Raw genomic sequence first — 17,711 nt, 5'->3', positions numbered from 1 at the left:
TGGTCAGCCTCCCTTTCTGACATAGCGATGGGGGACGAAGGGCATTTTCACGACCTCCGCGGTGTGGATCTTGCCGCGCTGGGCAAGCGTGATCCTGGTGCCCGGCTCGGCGAGCGCGAGCGGCACATAGGCCATGGCGATCGGCACCCCGAGCGTCGGCGCGAAGCCGCCGCTCGTCACCTTGCCGACCTCGCTGCCCTCGGCATCGACCACGATTGCGCCCTCGCGCACCGGCTGGCGGCCCTCGACGATCAGCCCGACGCGCCTGACGATCGAGCCCTGCTCGCGCTCGATCATGATGCGTTCGTGCCCCGGGAAACCGCCTTCCTCGCGGCGGCGCTTTTTGATCGCGAAGCCGAGCGCGGCGGCGACCGGCGTCGTCTCGGTATCGAGGTCGTGGCCATAGAGCGGCAGGTCCGCCTCGAGCCGCAGCGAATCGCGCGCGCCAAGGCCGATCGGCTTGACCTCGTCGAACGCGGTCAGCGCATCGGCCAGCGCCGCCACGGCCTCGGCCGGCACCGAAATCTCGAACCCGTCCTCGCCGGTATAGCCCGACCGGCTGATCCACAGCTCATGGCCCTGCCATGCGAACGCCGCACCCTGCATGAAGCCGAGCGCCGCGACCCCGGGGACCAGCCGCTCCAGCGCGGTCACCGCCTCGGGTCCCTGCAGCGCCAGCAGCGCCCAGTCCTCCAGATAGTTGATCTCGATCTCGTCGGGCAGATGCTCGCGGAAATGCCCGATATCGTCCCATTTGCACGCGCCGTTGACGACCATGTAGATCGATCCGTCGGCGCGCTTGGTCAGCATCAGATCGTCGAGGATGCCGCCATTCTCGGCCATCAGCAGCGAATAGACCGGGTTGCCGATCTTCGCGGCGGCAAGATCGACGGGCATCAGCGCTTCGAGCGCGGCGTCCAGCCCCCCCTTGTCACCATTGGCGCCCGAGAAGACGAGCTGGCCCATGTGCGAAACGTCGAACAGCCCGGCATGCGCGCGCGTCCAGAGATGCTCGGCCATGATGCCCTCATATTGGACGGGCATTTCATAGCCGGCAAAGGGCACCATCCGGCCGCCGCGGTCGCGATGCCATTGGTCGAGCGGGAGGTTGAGCAGCTCGGTTTCGAGCGCTTCGTCCTGGATATCCTGGCTCATCGCGGCACTCCGGCTTCGAGGGGAATCGACGGCGCTCCAACGCGCCGAAGCGCATCCAAGTCCATCGCCCCCTCTGTCACGGGAACCTGAGAGCTTTCTCCGCCATAGCCTGAGCGACTGCGGATTACCCCTTCGGTGGCCACTCTTCCGAGCGACGCTTTCCAGAGTGTCCTGACGCGCGCGGTCCCTGATGCCTGAGAGATTCCGGGGCGGTTGCTCCTTCGGCGGTGGGACATCCTCTTGCTCCAATCGAACCGCCGGCAAGCCGGCTACGATTGGAGAGAAGCCCCACACTCTCCCGCGCGCGTCCGCATTGGCGAACCGCCGCAGACGTTCCAGCTACTCGCCCGCGTCCGGACGCGAGTCAATCGCTTTTGACGGGGTTGCCCGCCGCAGCGCACAACGCCTATCCTGCGCGCCGGAAAAGGGAGTGTCGCGTGTCGGACGCAGCGAAGCATGAGCGTCTGGATACGTTGCAGGCGGGCCGCGCCGCCGCGGCCTTCGCGGTGGTGCTGTTCCACCTGAACGGATCGATCTTCGACAAGGCCAAATATTTCCCCGGCGAGCTGTTCGTCCCCTTCAGGACGGGTCATGTCGGCGTCGAATTCTTTTTCGTTCTCAGCGGCTTCCTGATGACCTGGCTCTATGCCGGCCGCCTCGGCGAGCGCGCCGCCGCCGGCCGCTTCCTCTACAAGCGCGCGCTGCGCATCTATCCGACCTATTGGGCCGCGCTGCTGGCGATCCTGCCGGTCTATTTCCTCATCCCCGGCACCGGAAAGGGGATCGAGACCGATCCCTTCTACATCGTCGCCAGTATCCTGCTGCTCCCCACCCCGGAAATGCCGATTCTGGGCGTCGCCTGGACGCTCCAGTTCGAGATGTTCTTCTACCTGGTCTTCGCCGGCCTGCTCGCCTTTCCCCGGCTGTTCAAACCACTGATCCTGCTCTGGGCGGCCGCGGCCGTGGCGCGGATGTTCCTGCCCGAACCCTTTTTCCCGCTATCCTTCTTCACCAATCCCTGGATCCTGCTGTTCCTGATCGGCGGCGGCGCGGCGCTGGTGGCGCGGCGGGGGATCGCGCGACCGTTGCTATGGGTGGCGCTGGGCGTCGCGTTGTTCGCGGTCTCCGCCTGGGCGGACGAATTCACCCCGCTGGCGCGGGGCCTCACCCGGAACGCGATGGGGCTGGGCGCGGGGGCGGCGATCGTCGGGCTCGTCACCGCCGAAGCGCAAGGACGTATCCGGGTGCCGCGCTGGCTCGCCTATCTCGGCGACGCTTCTTATGCGCTTTATCTCGTGCACGTGCTTGCCCTGTCGGTCGGCGCCAAACTGCTGGTGGCGAGCGGGCTCGCGGCGGCGCTGCCGCGGCCGGTCAGCGCGCTGCTGCTGATCGCCGCCAGCCTGATCGCGGGAATCCTGCTCCACGAGATTGTCGAGAAACGGCTGATGAAGCTGCGGCCTCGCCGCAGCGGCCCCAACCTCGGCGCCGAATCGGCCGCTTAGCGGGTGACGTTATACTTCAGCTGGTCGTCGGTCAGCTGGAAGCCCACCAGCGCCTCGAAGGTCGCGGCGACCACCGACTGGCGGATCGCCGGATCGGCGAGCGGGTCCATCGCGGCGTCCTGGTCGCCCGCGCGGCGGCGGCGGCTCAGACGCTCGCGGACCTCGGCGGGGAGCGTCGCGGCCGAGCGCGACACGGTGGCGTTCGCGCTGCCCTTGGCGCTCGCGCGCAGCTGGCCGGCGTCGAAGTGGAGCGTCACCTGGCCGACGCGCTTGGCGATCACCGACGATCCGCCGCGCACCACGGTGATGAAATAGGGGAGCGTCACGTCGCGCGCGCCATCGGCGCTGGCACGGCGGGCGAAGACGTCGAAGGTCACATTGGTCACCACCTGCTCGCCCGAATCGTCGCAGGTCGAGACGACATTGGTCATCACGGCGTTGACGTCGATCGCCTGGGCCTCGCGGCTGGCGGGCGGGTTGAACAGGGTCACGTCGCCGGTCCCGGCGGGCACGCCGACGCGCGGGCAGGGCGAACGCAGCGAAGTGATGCCGACGCCGCCGCGCGTGTCGATCTCTCCGGTCTGGGCGCAGCCGGCTACGAGCAGGAAGGCCGGGAGCATGGCGGCGGGAACAGCGAACTTGGCGACGGTCACGAGCGGCAAGACCTTTCAACAAAAACAGCGGGCCCGGCGCGGATTCACGCCCGGTCCGAAACGCGGCGGCACCATAGGAAGCGCCTTCCGCCGGTGCAAGCAATCGCGTAGGGACGCGCCATGTCCGGAATAAGGCCGCCCTTGGACCTCCTCATCGCCGCCCCGCGGGGCTTCTGCGCCGGCGTCGACCGCGCGATCCGCATCGTCGAGCTGGCGATCGGCAAATATGGCGCGCCGGTCTATGTCCGGCACGAGATCGTCCACAACAAGTTCGTCGTGGACAGTCTCAAGGCCAAGGGCGCGATCTTCGTCGACGAGCTCGATCAGGTGCCCGACGGCGCGCCGGTAGTCTTCTCGGCGCACGGCGTGCCCAAGGCGATCCCCGCCAAGGCCGCCGAGCGCGGACTCGACTATCTCGATGCCACCTGCCCGCTGGTCTCCAAGGTCCATCGCCAGGCCGAGCGGCTGGTGGCGAGCGGCAAGCACATCCTCTTCATCGGCCATGCCGGCCATCCCGAGGTGATCGGCACCTTCGGCCAGGTGCCCGAGGGGGCGATGACCCTGGTCGAGACGGTCGAGGATGCCGAGGCCGTCGCCCCCGCCGATCCCGCCAACCTCGCCTTCCTCACCCAGACGACGCTGTCGGTCGACGATACCGCCGCGGTGCTGGGCGTGCTCAAGCGCCGCTTCCCGGCGATCCTCGCGCCCGGCCCCGACGATATCTGCTACGCCACCTCGAACCGCCAGAGCGCGGTCAAGGCGATCGCGCCTTTGGTCGATCTGGTGCTGGTGATCGGCGCGCCCAACAGCTCGAACTCGCTTCGCCTGGTGGAAGTCGCCGAGCGCAACGGCACCCCCGCCTATCTCGTCCAGCGCGGCGACGATCTCGATTTCGCCTGGTTCGCCGGCGCGCGCAGCGTCGGCATCACCGCAGGCGCCTCGGCCCCCGAGCTGCTGGTGCGCGAGCTGGTCGACCGCATCGCGGAGCATTTCGAGGTAAGCGAGCGCGAGGTCGAGACCGTCGCCGAACAGGTGGTGTTCAAGCTCCCGCGCGGCCTCGAAGCGGCATGAGGCACCACCCCGATCGTCATCCCGGCGAAAGCCGGGACCCAGAGTCGCAAGCGATGCGCTCCGGGCCCGGGGCCCCGGCTTTCGCCGGGGTGACGATGTAATGGCCGTCTACACGCAAGTCTCCGCCGAGGCCCTGTCCAGCTTCCTGAGCGGCTTCGACGTCGGCGAGCTCGTCTCCGCCAAGGGCATCGCCGAGGGCGTCGAGAACAGCAACTATCTCGTCGATACCACCCAGGGCCGCTTCATCCTGACCCTCTACGAAAAGCGCGTCGCGGCGGACGACCTGCCCTATTTCATGGCGCTGCTCGATCACCTCAAGGCGCATGGCGACCCCGTCCCCCCCGCGATCCGCGACCGCGCGGGGCGCGCGATCCACGAGCTTCGGGGCCGCCCTGCCTGCCTGATCGAGTTCATCACCGGCGTCTCGGTCACCCACCCCACCGCTGGCCAGGCCCGCGCCGCCGCGCAGGCGATGGGGCACATGCACGCCAGCCTCGCCGATTTTGCGCGCGACCGCCCGAACTCGATGGGTCACGCCACCTGGGCCGCGCAGCTCGCCCGGTGCGGCCGCGACCTCGACAGGATCGAGCCCCGCCTGTTCGACCGCGTCTCGGGCGGACTGGACAAGGTGCTCGCGCAGTGGCCCGCGCACCTGCCGACCAGCGCGATCCATGCCGATCTCTTCCCGGACAATGTCCTGATGCTCGGCGACCGCGTGACCGGGCTGATCGACTTCTATTTCGCCTGCACCGATGTCCGCGCCTTCGATCTCGCGATCATGCACACCGCCTGGGCGTTCGACGGCACCGGGCATGACTATGACGCCGCGATCGGCCGCGCGCTGATCGAGGGCTATGACGCCGCCTTCGGCCTGTCTGCCGAGGAACGTGCAGCGCTCCCCATCCTCGCCGAGGGCGCAGCGATCCGCTTCCTGCTCAGCCGAGCATGGGACTGGCTCAACACCCCCGCCGACGCGATGGTGACGCGCAAGGACCCGCTCGCCTATCTGCGCCGCCTCGATTTCTACACCGAACATGGGGCCAGCCTTTTCGCATGACCGAAATGCAGCATGTCGAAATCGCCACGGACGGCGCGTGCAAGGGCAATCCCGGGCGCGGCGGCTGGGGTGTCGTGCTGCGCATGGGCGGCACCGAGAGGGAAATATCGGGCAGCGAGTCGCATACCACCAACAACCGCATGGAGCTGAAGGCCGCGATCGAGGGCCTGAAGGCCCTCAAGCGCCCCTGCCGCGTCACCCTCTCGACCGACAGCCGCTACGTCATGGATGGGCTCACCAAATGGGTCCATGGCTGGATGAAGAATGGCTGGAAGACCGCGGACAAGAAACCGGTCAAGAATGCCGATCTGTGGTTCGCCCTGCTCGAGGCCGCGCGGCCGCATCAGGTCCAGTGGGTCTGGGTGAAGGGCCATTCGGGCCACCCCGACAATGACCGCGCCGACAAGCTGGCGAGCGACGCGGCGACGGCGCGCTAGATTTCCCTTCTTCGATCGTCATCCCGGCGGAAGCCAGGATGACGATTGAGGAACACGGATCCCGTCTCTGAGGCCCTTGACACCGTCGCCCCGGCACGGCCTCCTGACGCAAACAAGAGGGGATGCCATGTTGCGGATGTTCGCCGCGCTTGCCGCGATGCTGCTCGCCGTGCCCGCCCAGGCCCAGCAGCTCCCGCCGCGCGATAAGGTCCTCGCCTCGATGGAGAGGCTCGCCGACTGGCAGCTCGCGCATCTCGATCCCTCCTATATCTCGGGCCCCGCCTGGTCCCGCCCCCGCGACGCCCGCGACTGGCAGGCGGCGACCTTCTGGGTCGCGCTCACCGGCCTCGCCGACCGCAGCAAGAGCTCGCGCTTCATCGATGCGATCCGCGCGACCGGCACCGCGCTCGGCTGGACGATGGGCGAGCGCCTCCATCATGCCGACGATCATCTGATCGGGTCGGCCTGGATCTGGGCGGCACAGCGCGGCACACCCGAGGTGCTGGCGCCCACCCGCGCCCAGTTCGACCGGATGCTCGCGGCACCTTCCACCGTCGGCCTCGAATTCATCCCCCGCACCCCCGACGCGGGCGATTCGGCCTGCACCGACCGCTGGTGCTGGTGCGACGCTTTGTTCATGGCGCCGCCGACGCTGTGGCAGCTGAGCAAGGCCACCGGCGACCCGCGCTACGCCGATTTCGCCGACCGCGAGTTCCGCGCCACCACCGCCTACCTCCTCGATCTTAGCGAGAACCTTTATTTCCGCGACAGCCGCTTCTTCAGCCGCAAGGGCACGCACGGCGAGAAATTGTTCTGGAGCCGCGGCAATGGCTGGGTGTTTTCGGGCCTCGCGCGGATCATTCCCTCGATCGCCAGGGACGATCCGCGCCGCGCTTATTATGTCGGCCTGTTCCGCCGCTTGGCCGCGCGGCTGGTCAAGCTCCAGCGGCCGAACGGCTATTGGCCGCCCTCCCTGCTCGGCGATCCCGTTACCGCCGCCGACGAGACCAGCGGCACCGCATTCTTCGTACACGGCATGGCCTGGGGTATCCATCAAGGCATCCTCGACCGCGGCACCTATCTGCCCGCCGTCACCCGCGGCTGGGCCGCCCTCAACAGCGCGATCCAGCCCGACGGACGGCTCGGCTGGGTGCAGCAGGTCAGCGACCGGCCCGATGCGGTCGCGGCGAACGACTCCCAATTCTACGGCACGGGCGCCTATCTGCTCGCCGGCGCCGCGATCCTCGATCTGGAGACGGTGCGATGAAGGCTGTGCTGCTGCTGGGCCTGCCGTTGCTGCTGATGGCGGCACAGGATGCCCCCGCCCCCTATGCCCTCGCGACGCTCAACGTGCAGCAGGGCGGCACCCGCGACGCCGAGGGCATCTATCGCGGCGGCGCCTATACCCAAGTCGACAGCTTCGCGCCGCCCGCCGAACATGGCCCGCGCGACGCGCTGATCGCGTTCGAGGGGCCGGGCTGGGAAAGCGACAAGGTCGCCTACCGCCTCTATCTCGACGAGCGCAACGTGCCCGACATCTACGGCAAGCGCCTGCCCCGCCCGGTGCTGCCGCATATCGGCCAGGGCAAGGACGATTATCACGCGATGGCGGACTGGGGGCAGGACATCCTGCAGGTCAACCAGTCGCTCGGCGCGGGCGGGATCGGCGTCATGCGCGCGAACGCCGAGACCCGGCGCTGGGGCGTCACCCAGCTCGGCCGCTCGCGGATCAGCGCCACCGTGGTCAATGCCCCCGGACGCGCCGCGGTGCGCGTCACCAGCCTGGGCTTTGCCGGCAAGGATGGCCCGGCGGACCTCAGCGCGCTCTATGCCCTCCCCGCGGGCTCACGCATCACCGAGGTCACGGCCGATGTGAGGGGCTCGGTCCCCGAAATGATTGCGGGGATCATCCGTCATCCCGGGGTCGAGATCGTTCGCGGCGCATCGGGACGCTGGGCCTTTATCGGAACCTGGGGGGTGCAGAGCCTCGCCAAGGACGAGCTCGGCATGGTGCTTTTCTATCGCACCGATTCGATCGGCGCGCTCGATATCGGGGAGACCGACATCAGCATCAGCTTCTGCAACCCCAGCCATTTCCGCTACGCCTTCGCCGCCGCCTGGATTCAGGAACCCGGCGCGCCGAAGACCCGGGCCGCTTTCGAAGCCTGGGCCGGATCGGCCGCGGCCGACTTCGACCGCGCCGATGAGGCTCCCGCCGCGAGACCGTGCCAGATATCGCGGGGCATCGCGGTGACGGGGTGACCGTCAGTCCTCGGTGTCGGCGCCGGGCCCGTTCTTCTTGATCGAATCGATCGCGTTCTGCGCGCCGGCCTTCGAGCTATAGCCCTCGGTCCAGAAGATCACTTCCGAGTTGAATTTGAACTTGGCGACATATTCCCCCGCCTTGTTCTGCTCGATCACGAACTTGTGCGCCATGCGGTCACTCCCTGCAAAACTGACCTGGATCAGCTAGCCGAGAAGCGCGCCGGCGAATAGCGATTCGCGTCGATATGCGCGACCGATGCGTCCGGCGCGGTTCCGAGCAGCAGCGCGGCGGCGAGCTTGGCCGCAGCGGGAGCGGTCTGGATGCCGAATCCGCCTTGCCCCGCGCACCAGAAGAACCGCTCGATTCCCGGATCGAAGCCATAAACGGGCAGCCGATCGGGCGCGAAGCTGCGCAGGCCCGCCCATTTATGCTCGAGTTTCGCCACCCGCCAGTCGACGCAATGCTCGAACCGGTCGATGGCGATCGCGACGTCGAGATCCTCGGGCTGGGCATCGCAGGGATCGGTGGGGATCTCGTCATGCGGGCTCAGCCATAGCCGCCCGCCGGCCTCGGGCTTGAAATAAAAGCTGCCGGTCAGATGCCCGACATGCGGCAGGTCCGCGGGCGGCGCGGGATCGGTGACGAGCTGGACCATGGTGCGGCGATAGGGCTGGATGCCGATCGGCCGCGCCCCCGCCATCGCCGCGACCGGATCGGCCCAGGCTCCTGCCGCGTTGACGAGGATATCGGCCTCGAAGGCCCCGGCGCGGGTCTCCAGCTTCCACCCCCCCGCGTAGCGCGCCGCCTCCAGCCCCGCCGAGGTGACAATCTCGCCTCCCGCCTGCCGGATCGCCTTGAGATAGGCCCCATGCAGCCCGCCGACATCGATATAGGTGCAGCTCGGCTCCCAGATCGCCATCGTCCAGTCGTCGCGCAGCCCCGGAATCCGCTCGCGCGGATCGACCAGCGCCAATTCGACGCCGCTCGCCGCGAACGCCGCCAGCTCGGCATCGACGGCAGCGCGCTCGTCCGCCCGCGCGATATGGAGCGAGCCGAGCGGCTCGAGATAGCCGTCGAGCAGCGGGCCGGAGGCGGTGGTGAGCGGCTGGATATAGGGCCCGCCATAGGTCTCGGACCAGAAGGCCGCCGACCGCCCGGTCGCATGATATCCCGGCTGCTCCTCCATCTCGAGCACCAGCACCCGCGCATGCGGCGCGAGTTCGGCGGCAAGGCTCGCCCCCGCGATCCCCGCCCCCACCACGGCAATGTCGTAGCGCTTCACTTCTTCGGCGCCCTCGCCTGCAAGAAGAGGTCGATCTCGCCGATGGCGCGGTTGCGCACCTTGTCGGCCTCGCGCAGGATCTCATGCGCGCTCTCCTTGCCGAACTTGACCACGCGCGCATCGGGCAGCTTCGCGGCGATGGCGGCGGCGGCCTTGGGATCGACCAGCCCGTCGGCCTCGGCGATCAGCATCAGTACCGGAACGTTCATGGTCTTGAGCCTGGGGCTGGTGCGCATCTCGCGGGTCGAGCGGAAGCCCTCGATCACCCATTTCCAGCTTGGGCTACCGGTCGCGAGCTCGGGCTTCTGCGCCTTCCACCACAATTCGTCCGAATAGCGGTCCTTGTCGTGCGTCAGCAGCTTGAGCCGGCTCTCGGTGGTATAGGGCTTCTCGTTGGTCTTCCACGCGGGCCGCGACACGTCGCCGACGCCCCCCATCGTCTTGGCGAGCCATTCGCCGAACGAGGGGCCGCCGATCGCGTGGAAGCCGAGCATCGGCGCGACCAGCACCGCGGCGTCGGGCTTGGCGGCGCCCTCGATCAGGCCGCGCAGCACCAGATGCCCGCCCATCGAATGGCCGATCACGACATGCGGCCCCGGAGTCGCCGCTTCCCATTCGGCATAAAAGGCGCGGAAGTCGGCGATGTAGTCGGCGAAATCCTCGATATGCCCGCAATTCTTAGCCTCGGTCAGCCGGCCCGATCCGCCCTGGCCGCGCCAGTCGAACGAGGTGATCGACCAGCCCTGGCCGTGCCAATGGACGAACAGCTCGAGATATTTCTCGAAAATATCGCCGCGCCCGCCCTCGAAAAGGATGCTCCCCCGGCTGGCGCCGGCCGCGGCGGGCCAGGCGAAGGCGCGCAATTCCCACCCGTCGGTGGCGGTCCATTGGTGGAGCTGCGATCCCTCGGGATAACTACGGCGGACAGATTCAGGTGCGGTCATGCCGCTTGGTTACGTTTTGATAAGCCACTCCGTCTAGGCATTTGGCGTGATGGGGGAGTTGTTTGTCACCTTTCTGCTGGCCGCGCTCGGCCTGCTCCTGGTTTCCGCGGGGATTCAGGACGCACGCACGCGTGAGATCGCCAACTGGAAAAACGCCGCGATCGCGCTGCTCGCGCCGGTCTGGTGGTGGGCAAACGGGCTTGCCTTGTGGCCGGACATGGCGATCCAGCTCGGCGTCGCCTGCCTCGTCTTCGCCTTCTTCACCGGCGCCTTCGCGCTCAACCAGATGGGCGGCGGCGATGTGAAGATGATCGGCGCGCTCGCGCTGTGGCTGCCGGTCCAGCCCCTCATTTGGACGATCGTGATGATGTCGCTGCTCGGCGGACTGCTGACGCTGGTGATGGTGATCGAGAAGAAGCTGCGCCGCCACGAGCGGCTACTGGAAATCCCTTATGGCGTGGCGATCGCGATCGCCGGCCTGATCACACTTCGCGAACCGATTATTAACCATTTCGGGTGAAAGCTTAACGGCGGTTCAACCCGGCCCGAACGAATTGAAAAGGCCTGACGCGACATGGATGCTCGGAAGCTCATTCTCCTGGTCGGGGCGCTGCTGGTGGCAGCGATCACCGCATTCATGGCGCGCAACCTGATGGTTGGGTCGCCCACACCGCAATCGTCGGCCGCGCCCGCGGCTGCGCCCGCGCAGAACACCAACGAGGTGCTGGTCGCCACGCGCCCGCTTCCGGTCGGCACTCTGCTCGATCCGACCGCGATGAAATTCGTCCCCTGGCCCAAGGAGCTGATCGAAGGCGCCTATTACCAGAAGGACCAGGTCGATCCGAAGTCGCTTCAGGGCACCGTCGTGCGTTTCGCGATTCCCGCGGGCCAGCCGCTGACCCAGGGCGCGCTCGTCAAGCCGGGCGATCGCGGCTTCCTCGCCGCCGCACTGGCGCCGGGCATGCGCGCGGTCACCATTCCCGTCGAGGGCAAGGGCTCCAACGTCTCGGGCTTCGTCTTTCCGGGCGACCGCGTCGATCTGATCATGACGCAGGACGTGGTCGGCGGCGGCGACGGTCCGCCGCTCAAGGCCTCGGAGACGGTGCTGCGCAACCTGCGCGTGCTCGCGACCGACCAGCGCACCGACAAGCAGACCGACGACAAGGGCAACACCGTCGTCACCACTTACGCGACCATCACGGTCGAGGTTTCGCCGCAGATCGCCGAGCGGCTCGCGGTGGCGAAGAGCATCGGCGGCCTTTCGCTGTCGCTGCGGTCGATCGCCGACAATCAGGGCGAGCTCGAGGACGCGATCGCCGATGGCAGCGTCAACGTGCCCAGCGATCCCAAGGCCGAACAGGCGATGATGTCGCGCGTCTCGGCGCAGCCCGAATGGGGCAGCCAGGGCGTCACCACCGGCGCCGATGTGTCGCGCTTCCAGCGCCGCACCGTGCCGGCCAAGCCGGTCGAGCGGAACGGGTTCACGCCCGGCCCGCAACAGCAAAATTATCCGGGCGCACCCGCGCCCGTGCCGCAGGGGCCGATGGTCACCATTTCGCGCGGCAACAGCGTGACCGTGGTTCCGGTCGGGGGGAAACAATAATCATGCGAAATCTGGCCAAGCCTATCGGGCTGACGCTCGCGGCGCTGCTGGCGTCTGCCGGCGCCGTCGGGGTCGCGGCGCCCGCCGCGGCGCAGACCGCCGCGCCGCCCGTGGTGCAGATCAACACCGGCCGCGGCCGCCTGGTCCAGCTCGACTCGCCGATCTCGGGCGTGTTCGTCGCCAACGATCAGATCGCCGACGTGTCGGTCCGCTCGCCCACCGAGATCTACATCTTCGCCAAGGGCCCGGGCGAAACCACCATCTATGCCAACAACAAGGCCGGCCGGACGATCTATTCGGCCACGGTCCGCGTCGGCAACAATATCGATTCGGTCGACGCGATGCTGCGCCTGGCGATGCCCGACGCGCAGATCACCGCGACGACGATGAACGGCCTCGTGCTGCTCACCGGCACCGTCGCCAGCCCGGCTGACGCCGCCGAGGCCGAGCGCCTCGTCCAGGCCTTTGTCGGCAAGGAAGTCCAGGTCGTCAGCCGGCTCCGCACCGCGACCCCGCTGCAGGTGACCCTCCAGGTCCGCTTCGCCGAGGTCAGCCGCAACTTCGTCAAGAATGTCGGCGCCAACCTGCTGTCGCGCGACATGGGCAACGGCTTTTTCGGCGGCGTCATGTCGGGCGGCCGCTCGCCGGGCACGATCGGCGCGATCGACACCTCGGGGCTGCCGATGCTCGACGCCTCGTCGCGCTTCGGCTTCCCGGCGGGCACGATCAGCCTGCCCTTCGATCCGCGCCTCGGCGACTTCGTCTATCCGGGCACCGGCACGCGCTTCACCGCCACCAAGGGCACGCAGAACACCACGCTGGCCGCGGCCGGCAAGCTGCTCGGGCTCGATCTGCTCGGCACGCTCGATCTGGGCGAGCGCATCGGCCAGGTGACCACGCTCACCGAGACCAACCTCACCGCGCTGTCGGGCGAGACCGCGACCTTCCTCGCGGGCGGCGAGATCCCGATCCCGATCAGCCAGGGGCTGGGCGCGGTGTCGGTCGAGTATAAGCAATACGGCGTCAGCCTCTCCTTCACCCCGATCGTGCTGTCCGACGGGCGCATCTCGATCCGCGTGCGGCCCGAGGTCTCGCAGCTCTCGGCCGCCGGCGCGGTCCAGATCAACGGCACCACCATTCCCGCGCTCACCACGCGGCGCACCGAAACCAGCGTCGAAATGGGTTCGGGCGAATCGATGATGATCGGCGGCCTGCTGTCGAACAGCCATGACAATTCGATCGACAAGGCCCCGGGGCTGGGCGACGTGCCGATCCTCGGCGCGCTGTTCCGCTCGAACGCCTTCCAGCGCAACGAGACCGAATTGGTGATCGTGATCACCCCGCTGCTCGTGAAGCCGGTCAACGCCAACCAGATCGTGCTGCCGACCGACGGCTATCGCGCGCCCAATGACTTCGAGCGCATCATCCTGGGCGAGCTCGGCAAGGGGAGGACCGGCGGTGACCGGCCCAAGCCGACCATGGCCACCCCGCCCGACGCCACCCCGTCGGTCGGATCGCTCCAGAACGCCCCCGCCGGCCCGCCGCCGGTGCAGGAGCAGCGCCGCGAACAGGCATCCATCGCCCCCGCGCAGCCCGCGCCGCAGCGTCAGCAGCCCCAGCCGCAGCCCGCGCGCCGCGGCAAGGCGGTCGCCACCGTAAACCCCGGCTTCGGCCAGTGACCCGCGAGGAGAACAGCATGTTCAAGCGTATCGCCCTTCCCGCGCTCCTCGCGCCCGCGCTGCTGCTCGGCGGCTGCGGGACGTATAATGGCGGCGTCGGCTCGATCTACCAGCCGGTCGTCCAGCGCACCGACTATGTCTTCGATCTCAACACCACGGGCTATGGCCTGGCGCAGGGTGAGCAGCAGCGGCTGGCCGGCTGGCTCGGCTCGATGCGGCTCGGCTATGGCGACAAGATCGCGATCGACGATGGCGGCGACGGAAGCACCGCGCGCGAGGCGATCGCGGCCGAGGCCGGCCGCTACGGCGTGCTGCTCAGCGACAAGGCGCCGGTGACGGTCGGCCAGGTCGCGCCAGGCACGGTCCGTGTCGTGGTGACGCGCACGACCGCGTCGGTTCCCAACTGCCCCGATTTCTCGCGCGTCTATCAGCCCGATTACTCGGCGAGCACCAGCTCCAACTATGGCTGCGCCACCAATTCGAACCTGGCGGCGATGGTCGCCGATCCGGCGGATCTGGTCCGCGGTCAGCCCGGTTCGCCCGTGAGCGATCCGGCCAGCGGCAGCCGCGCGGTCAAGGTCTATCGCGACGCGACGCCGACCGGGGCCGCGCCGCTCAAGCCCGCCGGTGCGCCGGGAGGTGGTGGCAAGTGAACGCGCCCTTCAATCCCGGCCGCACCGGCCATCGCGAGCCTTTCTCTGCATTCGTCTGCGACGAGACGACGGCCGAAGCGCTGCGCCCGATCGCGATCGAGCTCGGCTGGTCGCCCGAAAAGGTCAACAAGGGCGGGCTGCGTAATGCCGTCCAGACGCTGTCGGTCTCGGCGAGCCCGAACGTGCTGTTCGTGGACCTTTCGGAAAGCGGCGACCCGCTCAACGACATCAACGCGCTCGCGGAAGTCTGCGAGCCGGGCACGGTCGTGATCGCCTCGGGCCAGGTCAACGACGTCCGGCTGTACCGCGATCTCATCGCGAGCGGCATCCAGGATTACCTGCTCAAGCCGCTCAACCCCGATTCGCTGCGTGAAGCCTTCGCAAACGCCCAGGCGATCCTCAACGCGCCCAAGCTCGCCGATCCCGGCTCCGATCGCCCGCACTGCGCGGTGGCGGTGATCGGTGCGCGCGGCGGCGTCGGCGCCTCGACGGTGGCGACCTCGCTCGCCTGGCTGATCAGCGAGAAGCAGAAGCGCACCACGGCTTTGCTCGATCTCGACGTGCATTTCGGCACCGGCGCGCTCGCGCTCGATCTCGAGCCGGGCCGCGGCCTGACCGACGCGATCGAGAATCCGAGCCGCATCGACGGCCTCTTCATCGAACGCGCGATGGTCAAGGCGTCGGACACGCTGGCGGTGCTCAGCGCCGAAGCCCCGATCAACTCGCCCGTCCTCACCGACGGCGCCGCCTTCTACCAGTTGCAGGAGGAGATTCGCGGCGCGTTCGAGTGCACGATCGTCGATCTGCCGCGCGGCATGCTGGTGCTCCACCCGCATCTGATCACCGATATCCAGATCGCGGTGCTGGTGACCGAGTTCACCCTCGCCGCCGCGCGCGATGCGATCCGCATCCTCAGCTGGTTCAAGTCGAACGCGCCGCAGACCCAGGTGATCGTGCTCGCCAACAAGGTGCATCCGCAAGCGCTGCTCGAGATCAGCCGCAAGGATTTCGAGGGCTCGATCGAGCGCAAGGTCGATTTCGTGGTTCCCGCCGAACAGAAGATCGCGGCGCAGGCCGCCAAGCTCGGCAAGCCGTTCGCGGAAGCCGGCAAGAACGCCAAGTCGCTCGCGCCGCTCGTCGAACTGGCCGGCCGGGTGACCAACATCACCGATTCGGGCGAGCGCGACGATGCGCCGGCCAAGGGAAGCAAGGGCGGCAAGAGCGATGCCAAGGGCGGCAGTTCGCTGCTCGACAAGCTCAAGCTCAGCATGCCGAAAAAGGCAGCCAAATAGGCGTGGGCAAGTAATCGCTTAACCGGACCGGGGCTATCCTGCCCCGCGGTTGGCAAGATCGGGTGGCGGAGACGGGAACGGCATGGACTTTCTGCCGTATGTGTTGATCGGTGGCGGCGCCTTCATGGTTCTCGCGATGATGGTCTTCGCCTTCTCCGGACCCTCGGCCGAGCGTGCGGGCGCGCGCCGCCTTACCGCCGTTCGCGGCCGCCATTCGGGCAGCCCGATCGCGAGCGCAATGGAAGCCCAGCTCCGCCGCATCTCGACCAACCGCACGACCAAGATGGACACGTTCGCCGGGCGGTTCATCCCCAACCCCGCGCTGCTCAAGAAGCGGCTGCACATGACGGGCAAGAACTGGTCCGTCGGCAAATACGGCATGGTCTCGCTCGGGCTGTTCGTGATCCCTGTCGCGCTGCTGCTGCTCCGCGGCGCACCGATCTGGCTGTCGCTCGCGATCGGCATCTTCGTCGGCGTCGGCCTGCCGCACAAGGTCGTCGGCTTCTTCATCAAGAAGCGCGTGCTGACCTTCACCGCCAGATTCCCCGACGCGATCGAGCTGCTTGTCCGCGGCCTGCGCTCGGGCCTTCCGATCACCGAGACGATCGCGGTCGTCGCCCAGGAGCTGGACGGTCCGGTCGGCGAGGAATTCCGCGCCATCTCGGACAAGATGAAGATCGGGCGCACGCTCGACGTGGCGCTTCAGGAGACCGCGGACCGCCTCGGCACCCCCGAGTTCCAGTTCTTCGTGATCACCATCGCGATCCAGCGCGAGACCGGCGGCAACCTCGCGGAAACGCTCGGCAACCTCGCCGATGTGCTGCGCAAGCGCAGCCAGATGAAGCTCAAGATCAAGGCGATGTCGTCCGAATCAAAGGCGTCGGCGCTGATCGTCGGCGCGCTGCCCTTCATCGTGTTCACGATGATCTGGTTCATCAACAACGCCTATATGTTCCACTTCTTCACCGACGAGCGGCTGATGGTGGCGGGCGGCGGCGGCCTGGTCTGGATGGCGATCGGCGCCTTCATCATGGCCAAGATGGTCGATTTCGAGATCTGAGGGCCCCATGCAACCGACCTCCGGCCCCACGATCCTTGGCGTAGACGTCCTCATGGTGGCGACCTTCCTCGCCGCCATCGCCGCCTTCTCGGTGCTGCTCGCGGTCTATGCTGCGACCACCGTGCGCGATCCCATGGCCAAGCGCGTCAAGGCGCTCAACGACCGCCGCGAACAGCTCAAGGCGGGCATCACCGCCTCGACGTCGAAGCGCCGCGCCAAGCTGGTCCAGAAGAACGAGAGCGCCGACAAGATCCGCGCCCTGCTCTCGTCGATGAAGGTGCTGCAGGAAAGCCAGCTCAAGGTCGCCCAGCAGAAATTGATGCAGGCCGGCATCCGTTCCAAGGAATGGGCGCCCGCCGTGATTTTCGGCCGGCTCGTGCTGCCGATCGTGTTCGGCGGGCTGATGATCTTCCTCGTCTACGGTACCGAGATGTTCGCCGACTGGACCCCGATCAAGGCCTATGGCCTCGTCGCGGGCGCGTTCATCCTGAGCTACAAGGCGCCCGACATCTACCTCAAGAACAAGATCACCAAGCGCAGCCATGCGATTCGCAAAGGGCTTCCCGACGCGCTCGACCTGCTCGTCATCTGTGCCGAAGCGGGACTGACCGTGGACGCCGCATTCGGCCGCGTCGCGCGCGAATTGGGCAAGGCCTATCCCGAACTCGGCGACGAATTCCAGCTCACCGCGATCGAACTGGGCTTCCTCACCGACCGCCGCCAGGCCTTCGACAATTTCGCGCAGCGCATTGATCTGGATGCGGTTCGCGGCGTCGTGACCACGATGATTCAGACCGAAAAATACGGCACGCCGCTGGCATCGGCGCTGCGCGTGCTCTCCGCCGAGTTCCGCAACGAGCGCATGATGCGCGCCGAGGAAAAGGCCGCGCGCCTGCCCGCGATCATGACGATCCCGCTGATCCTGTTCATCCTGCCGGTGCTGTTCATCGTCATCCTCGGCCCGGCCGCCTGCTCGATCAACGACAGCTTCATCAACCGCTAAGCCGCGGACGCGGATCGAGTCTGGAACGAATCTCCCGGCCAAGGTAAATTCCCC

At 67.7% G+C, this 17,711-nt stretch carries 18 protein-coding genes and 2 riboswitches; of the genes, 13 read left to right on the top strand and 5 right to left on the bottom strand.

The features are described from left to right. Positions 1-3 precede the first annotated feature (3 nt). Positions 4-1,155 carry a glycine cleavage system aminomethyltransferase GcvT gene (gcvT, locus tag OF829_RS17170; RefSeq protein ID WP_264941375.1) on the bottom strand — a complete coding sequence of 384 codons (1,152 nt, stop codon included), beginning with the start codon at positions 1,153-1,155 and terminating at the stop codon, positions 4-6. Between the two features lie 63 nt (positions 1,156-1,218). Further along, positions 1,219-1,326, bottom strand: a riboswitch (glycine riboswitch). Next, a riboswitch (glycine riboswitch) is annotated at positions 1,327-1,466 on the bottom strand. A gap of 126 nt (positions 1,467-1,592) precedes the next feature. Between gcvT and OF829_RS17165 the strand changes: the two genes are divergently transcribed. Continuing rightward, a complete protein-coding gene (locus tag OF829_RS17165; protein ID WP_264941374.1) occupies positions 1,593-2,657 on the top strand; it encodes an acyltransferase family protein in 1,065 nt (354 codons plus the stop codon). Here the strand turns inward: OF829_RS17165 and OF829_RS17160 are convergent. Next, positions 2,654-3,277, bottom strand: a complete 624-nt coding sequence (locus tag OF829_RS17160; RefSeq protein ID WP_264941483.1) for a hypothetical protein — start codon at positions 3,275-3,277, stop codon at positions 2,654-2,656. The genes OF829_RS17165 and OF829_RS17160 overlap by 4 nt on opposite strands. Positions 3,278-3,430: 153 nt before the next feature. Between OF829_RS17160 and ispH the strand changes: the two genes are divergently transcribed. From ispH to OF829_RS17135, 5 genes are all read left to right on the top strand, one after another. Beyond that, positions 3,431-4,381 (top strand): 4-hydroxy-3-methylbut-2-enyl diphosphate reductase, encoded by a 951-nt coding sequence (gene ispH / locus OF829_RS17155; RefSeq protein WP_264941373.1) that lies wholly within the window; start codon positions 3,431-3,433, stop codon positions 4,379-4,381. Between the two features lie 100 nt (positions 4,382-4,481). Further along, positions 4,482-5,438, top strand: coding sequence for a homoserine kinase (gene thrB, locus OF829_RS17150; protein WP_264941372.1), 957 nt, complete (start codon positions 4,482-4,484; stop codon positions 5,436-5,438). Next, positions 5,435-5,875 (top strand): ribonuclease HI, encoded by a 441-nt coding sequence (rnhA, locus tag OF829_RS17145; RefSeq protein ID WP_264941371.1) that lies wholly within the window; start codon positions 5,435-5,437, stop codon positions 5,873-5,875. The genes thrB and rnhA overlap by 4 nt, the downstream gene beginning before the upstream one ends. Positions 5,876-6,002: 127 nt before the next feature. Next, a complete protein-coding gene (locus OF829_RS17140; RefSeq protein ID WP_264941369.1) occupies positions 6,003-7,142 on the top strand; it encodes a glycoside hydrolase family 88/105 protein in 1,140 nt (379 codons plus the stop codon). Next, positions 7,139-8,137: a DUF4861 domain-containing protein gene (locus OF829_RS17135; RefSeq protein ID WP_264941368.1), complete on the top strand. Its 999-nt coding sequence runs from the start codon at positions 7,139-7,141 to the stop codon at positions 8,135-8,137. The genes OF829_RS17140 and OF829_RS17135 overlap by 4 nt, the downstream gene beginning before the upstream one ends. A gap of 3 nt (positions 8,138-8,140) precedes the next feature. Here the strand turns inward: OF829_RS17135 and OF829_RS17130 are convergent, their stop codons facing one another. Genes OF829_RS17130 through OF829_RS17120 form a run of 3 tightly spaced genes read right to left on the bottom strand, consistent with a single transcriptional unit; the run spans position 8,141 to position 10,367 of the window. Beyond that, positions 8,141-8,311 carry a YegP family protein gene (locus tag OF829_RS17130; protein ID WP_264941367.1) on the bottom strand — a complete coding sequence of 57 codons (171 nt, stop codon included), beginning with the start codon at positions 8,309-8,311 and terminating at the stop codon, positions 8,141-8,143. A 29-nt stretch (positions 8,312-8,340) separates the two neighbouring features. Further along, on the bottom strand, positions 8,341-9,423 hold the full coding sequence (locus OF829_RS17125; protein ID WP_264941366.1) for an NAD(P)/FAD-dependent oxidoreductase: 1,083 nt from the start codon (positions 9,421-9,423) through the stop codon (positions 8,341-8,343). Next, complete coding sequence (locus tag OF829_RS17120) at positions 9,420-10,367, bottom strand: alpha/beta fold hydrolase (RefSeq protein WP_264941365.1); 948 nt, start codon at positions 10,365-10,367, stop codon at positions 9,420-9,422. The genes OF829_RS17125 and OF829_RS17120 overlap by 4 nt, the downstream gene beginning before the upstream one ends. Before the next feature lie 49 nt (positions 10,368-10,416). Between OF829_RS17120 and OF829_RS17115 the strand changes: the two genes are divergently transcribed. The 7 genes from OF829_RS17115 to OF829_RS17085 all read left to right on the top strand — a co-directional run bounded on the left by OF829_RS17115 (position 10,417) and on the right by OF829_RS17085 (position 17,657). After that, on the top strand, positions 10,417-10,887 hold the full coding sequence (locus tag OF829_RS17115; RefSeq protein WP_264941363.1) for an A24 family peptidase: 471 nt from the start codon (positions 10,417-10,419) through the stop codon (positions 10,885-10,887). A gap of 54 nt (positions 10,888-10,941) precedes the next feature. After that, positions 10,942-11,970: a Flp pilus assembly protein CpaB gene (gene cpaB / locus OF829_RS17110; RefSeq protein ID WP_264941362.1), complete on the top strand. Its 1,029-nt coding sequence runs from the start codon at positions 10,942-10,944 to the stop codon at positions 11,968-11,970. 2 nt (positions 11,971-11,972) lie between these two features. Continuing rightward, positions 11,973-13,649, top strand: coding sequence for a type II and III secretion system protein family protein (locus OF829_RS17105; RefSeq protein WP_264941361.1), 1,677 nt, complete (start codon positions 11,973-11,975; stop codon positions 13,647-13,649). Between the two features lie 17 nt (positions 13,650-13,666). Further along, entirely contained in the window at positions 13,667-14,302 is a 636-nt protein-coding gene (locus tag OF829_RS17100) for a CpaD family pilus assembly protein (protein WP_264941360.1), read from the top strand. Continuing rightward, positions 14,299-15,594, top strand: a complete 1,296-nt coding sequence (locus OF829_RS17095) for a P-loop NTPase (protein ID WP_264941359.1) — start codon at positions 14,299-14,301, stop codon at positions 15,592-15,594. Before OF829_RS17100 ends, OF829_RS17095 begins: the two co-directional genes overlap by 4 nt. 82 nt (positions 15,595-15,676) lie before the next feature. Next, a complete protein-coding gene (locus tag OF829_RS17090) occupies positions 15,677-16,654 on the top strand; it encodes a type II secretion system F family protein (RefSeq protein ID WP_264941358.1) in 978 nt (325 codons plus the stop codon). 7 nt (positions 16,655-16,661) lie between these two features. Then, a complete protein-coding gene (locus OF829_RS17085; RefSeq protein WP_264941357.1) occupies positions 16,662-17,657 on the top strand; it encodes a type II secretion system F family protein in 996 nt (331 codons plus the stop codon). Positions 17,658-17,711 lie beyond the last annotated feature (54 nt).

Source organism: Sphingomonas caeni, assembly GCF_026013415.1.
GTDB classification, from domain to species: Bacteria; Pseudomonadota; Alphaproteobacteria; order Sphingomonadales; family Sphingomonadaceae; genus Sphingomonas; species Sphingomonas caeni.
This window is presented reverse-complemented; position numbering and strand designations above follow the sequence as displayed.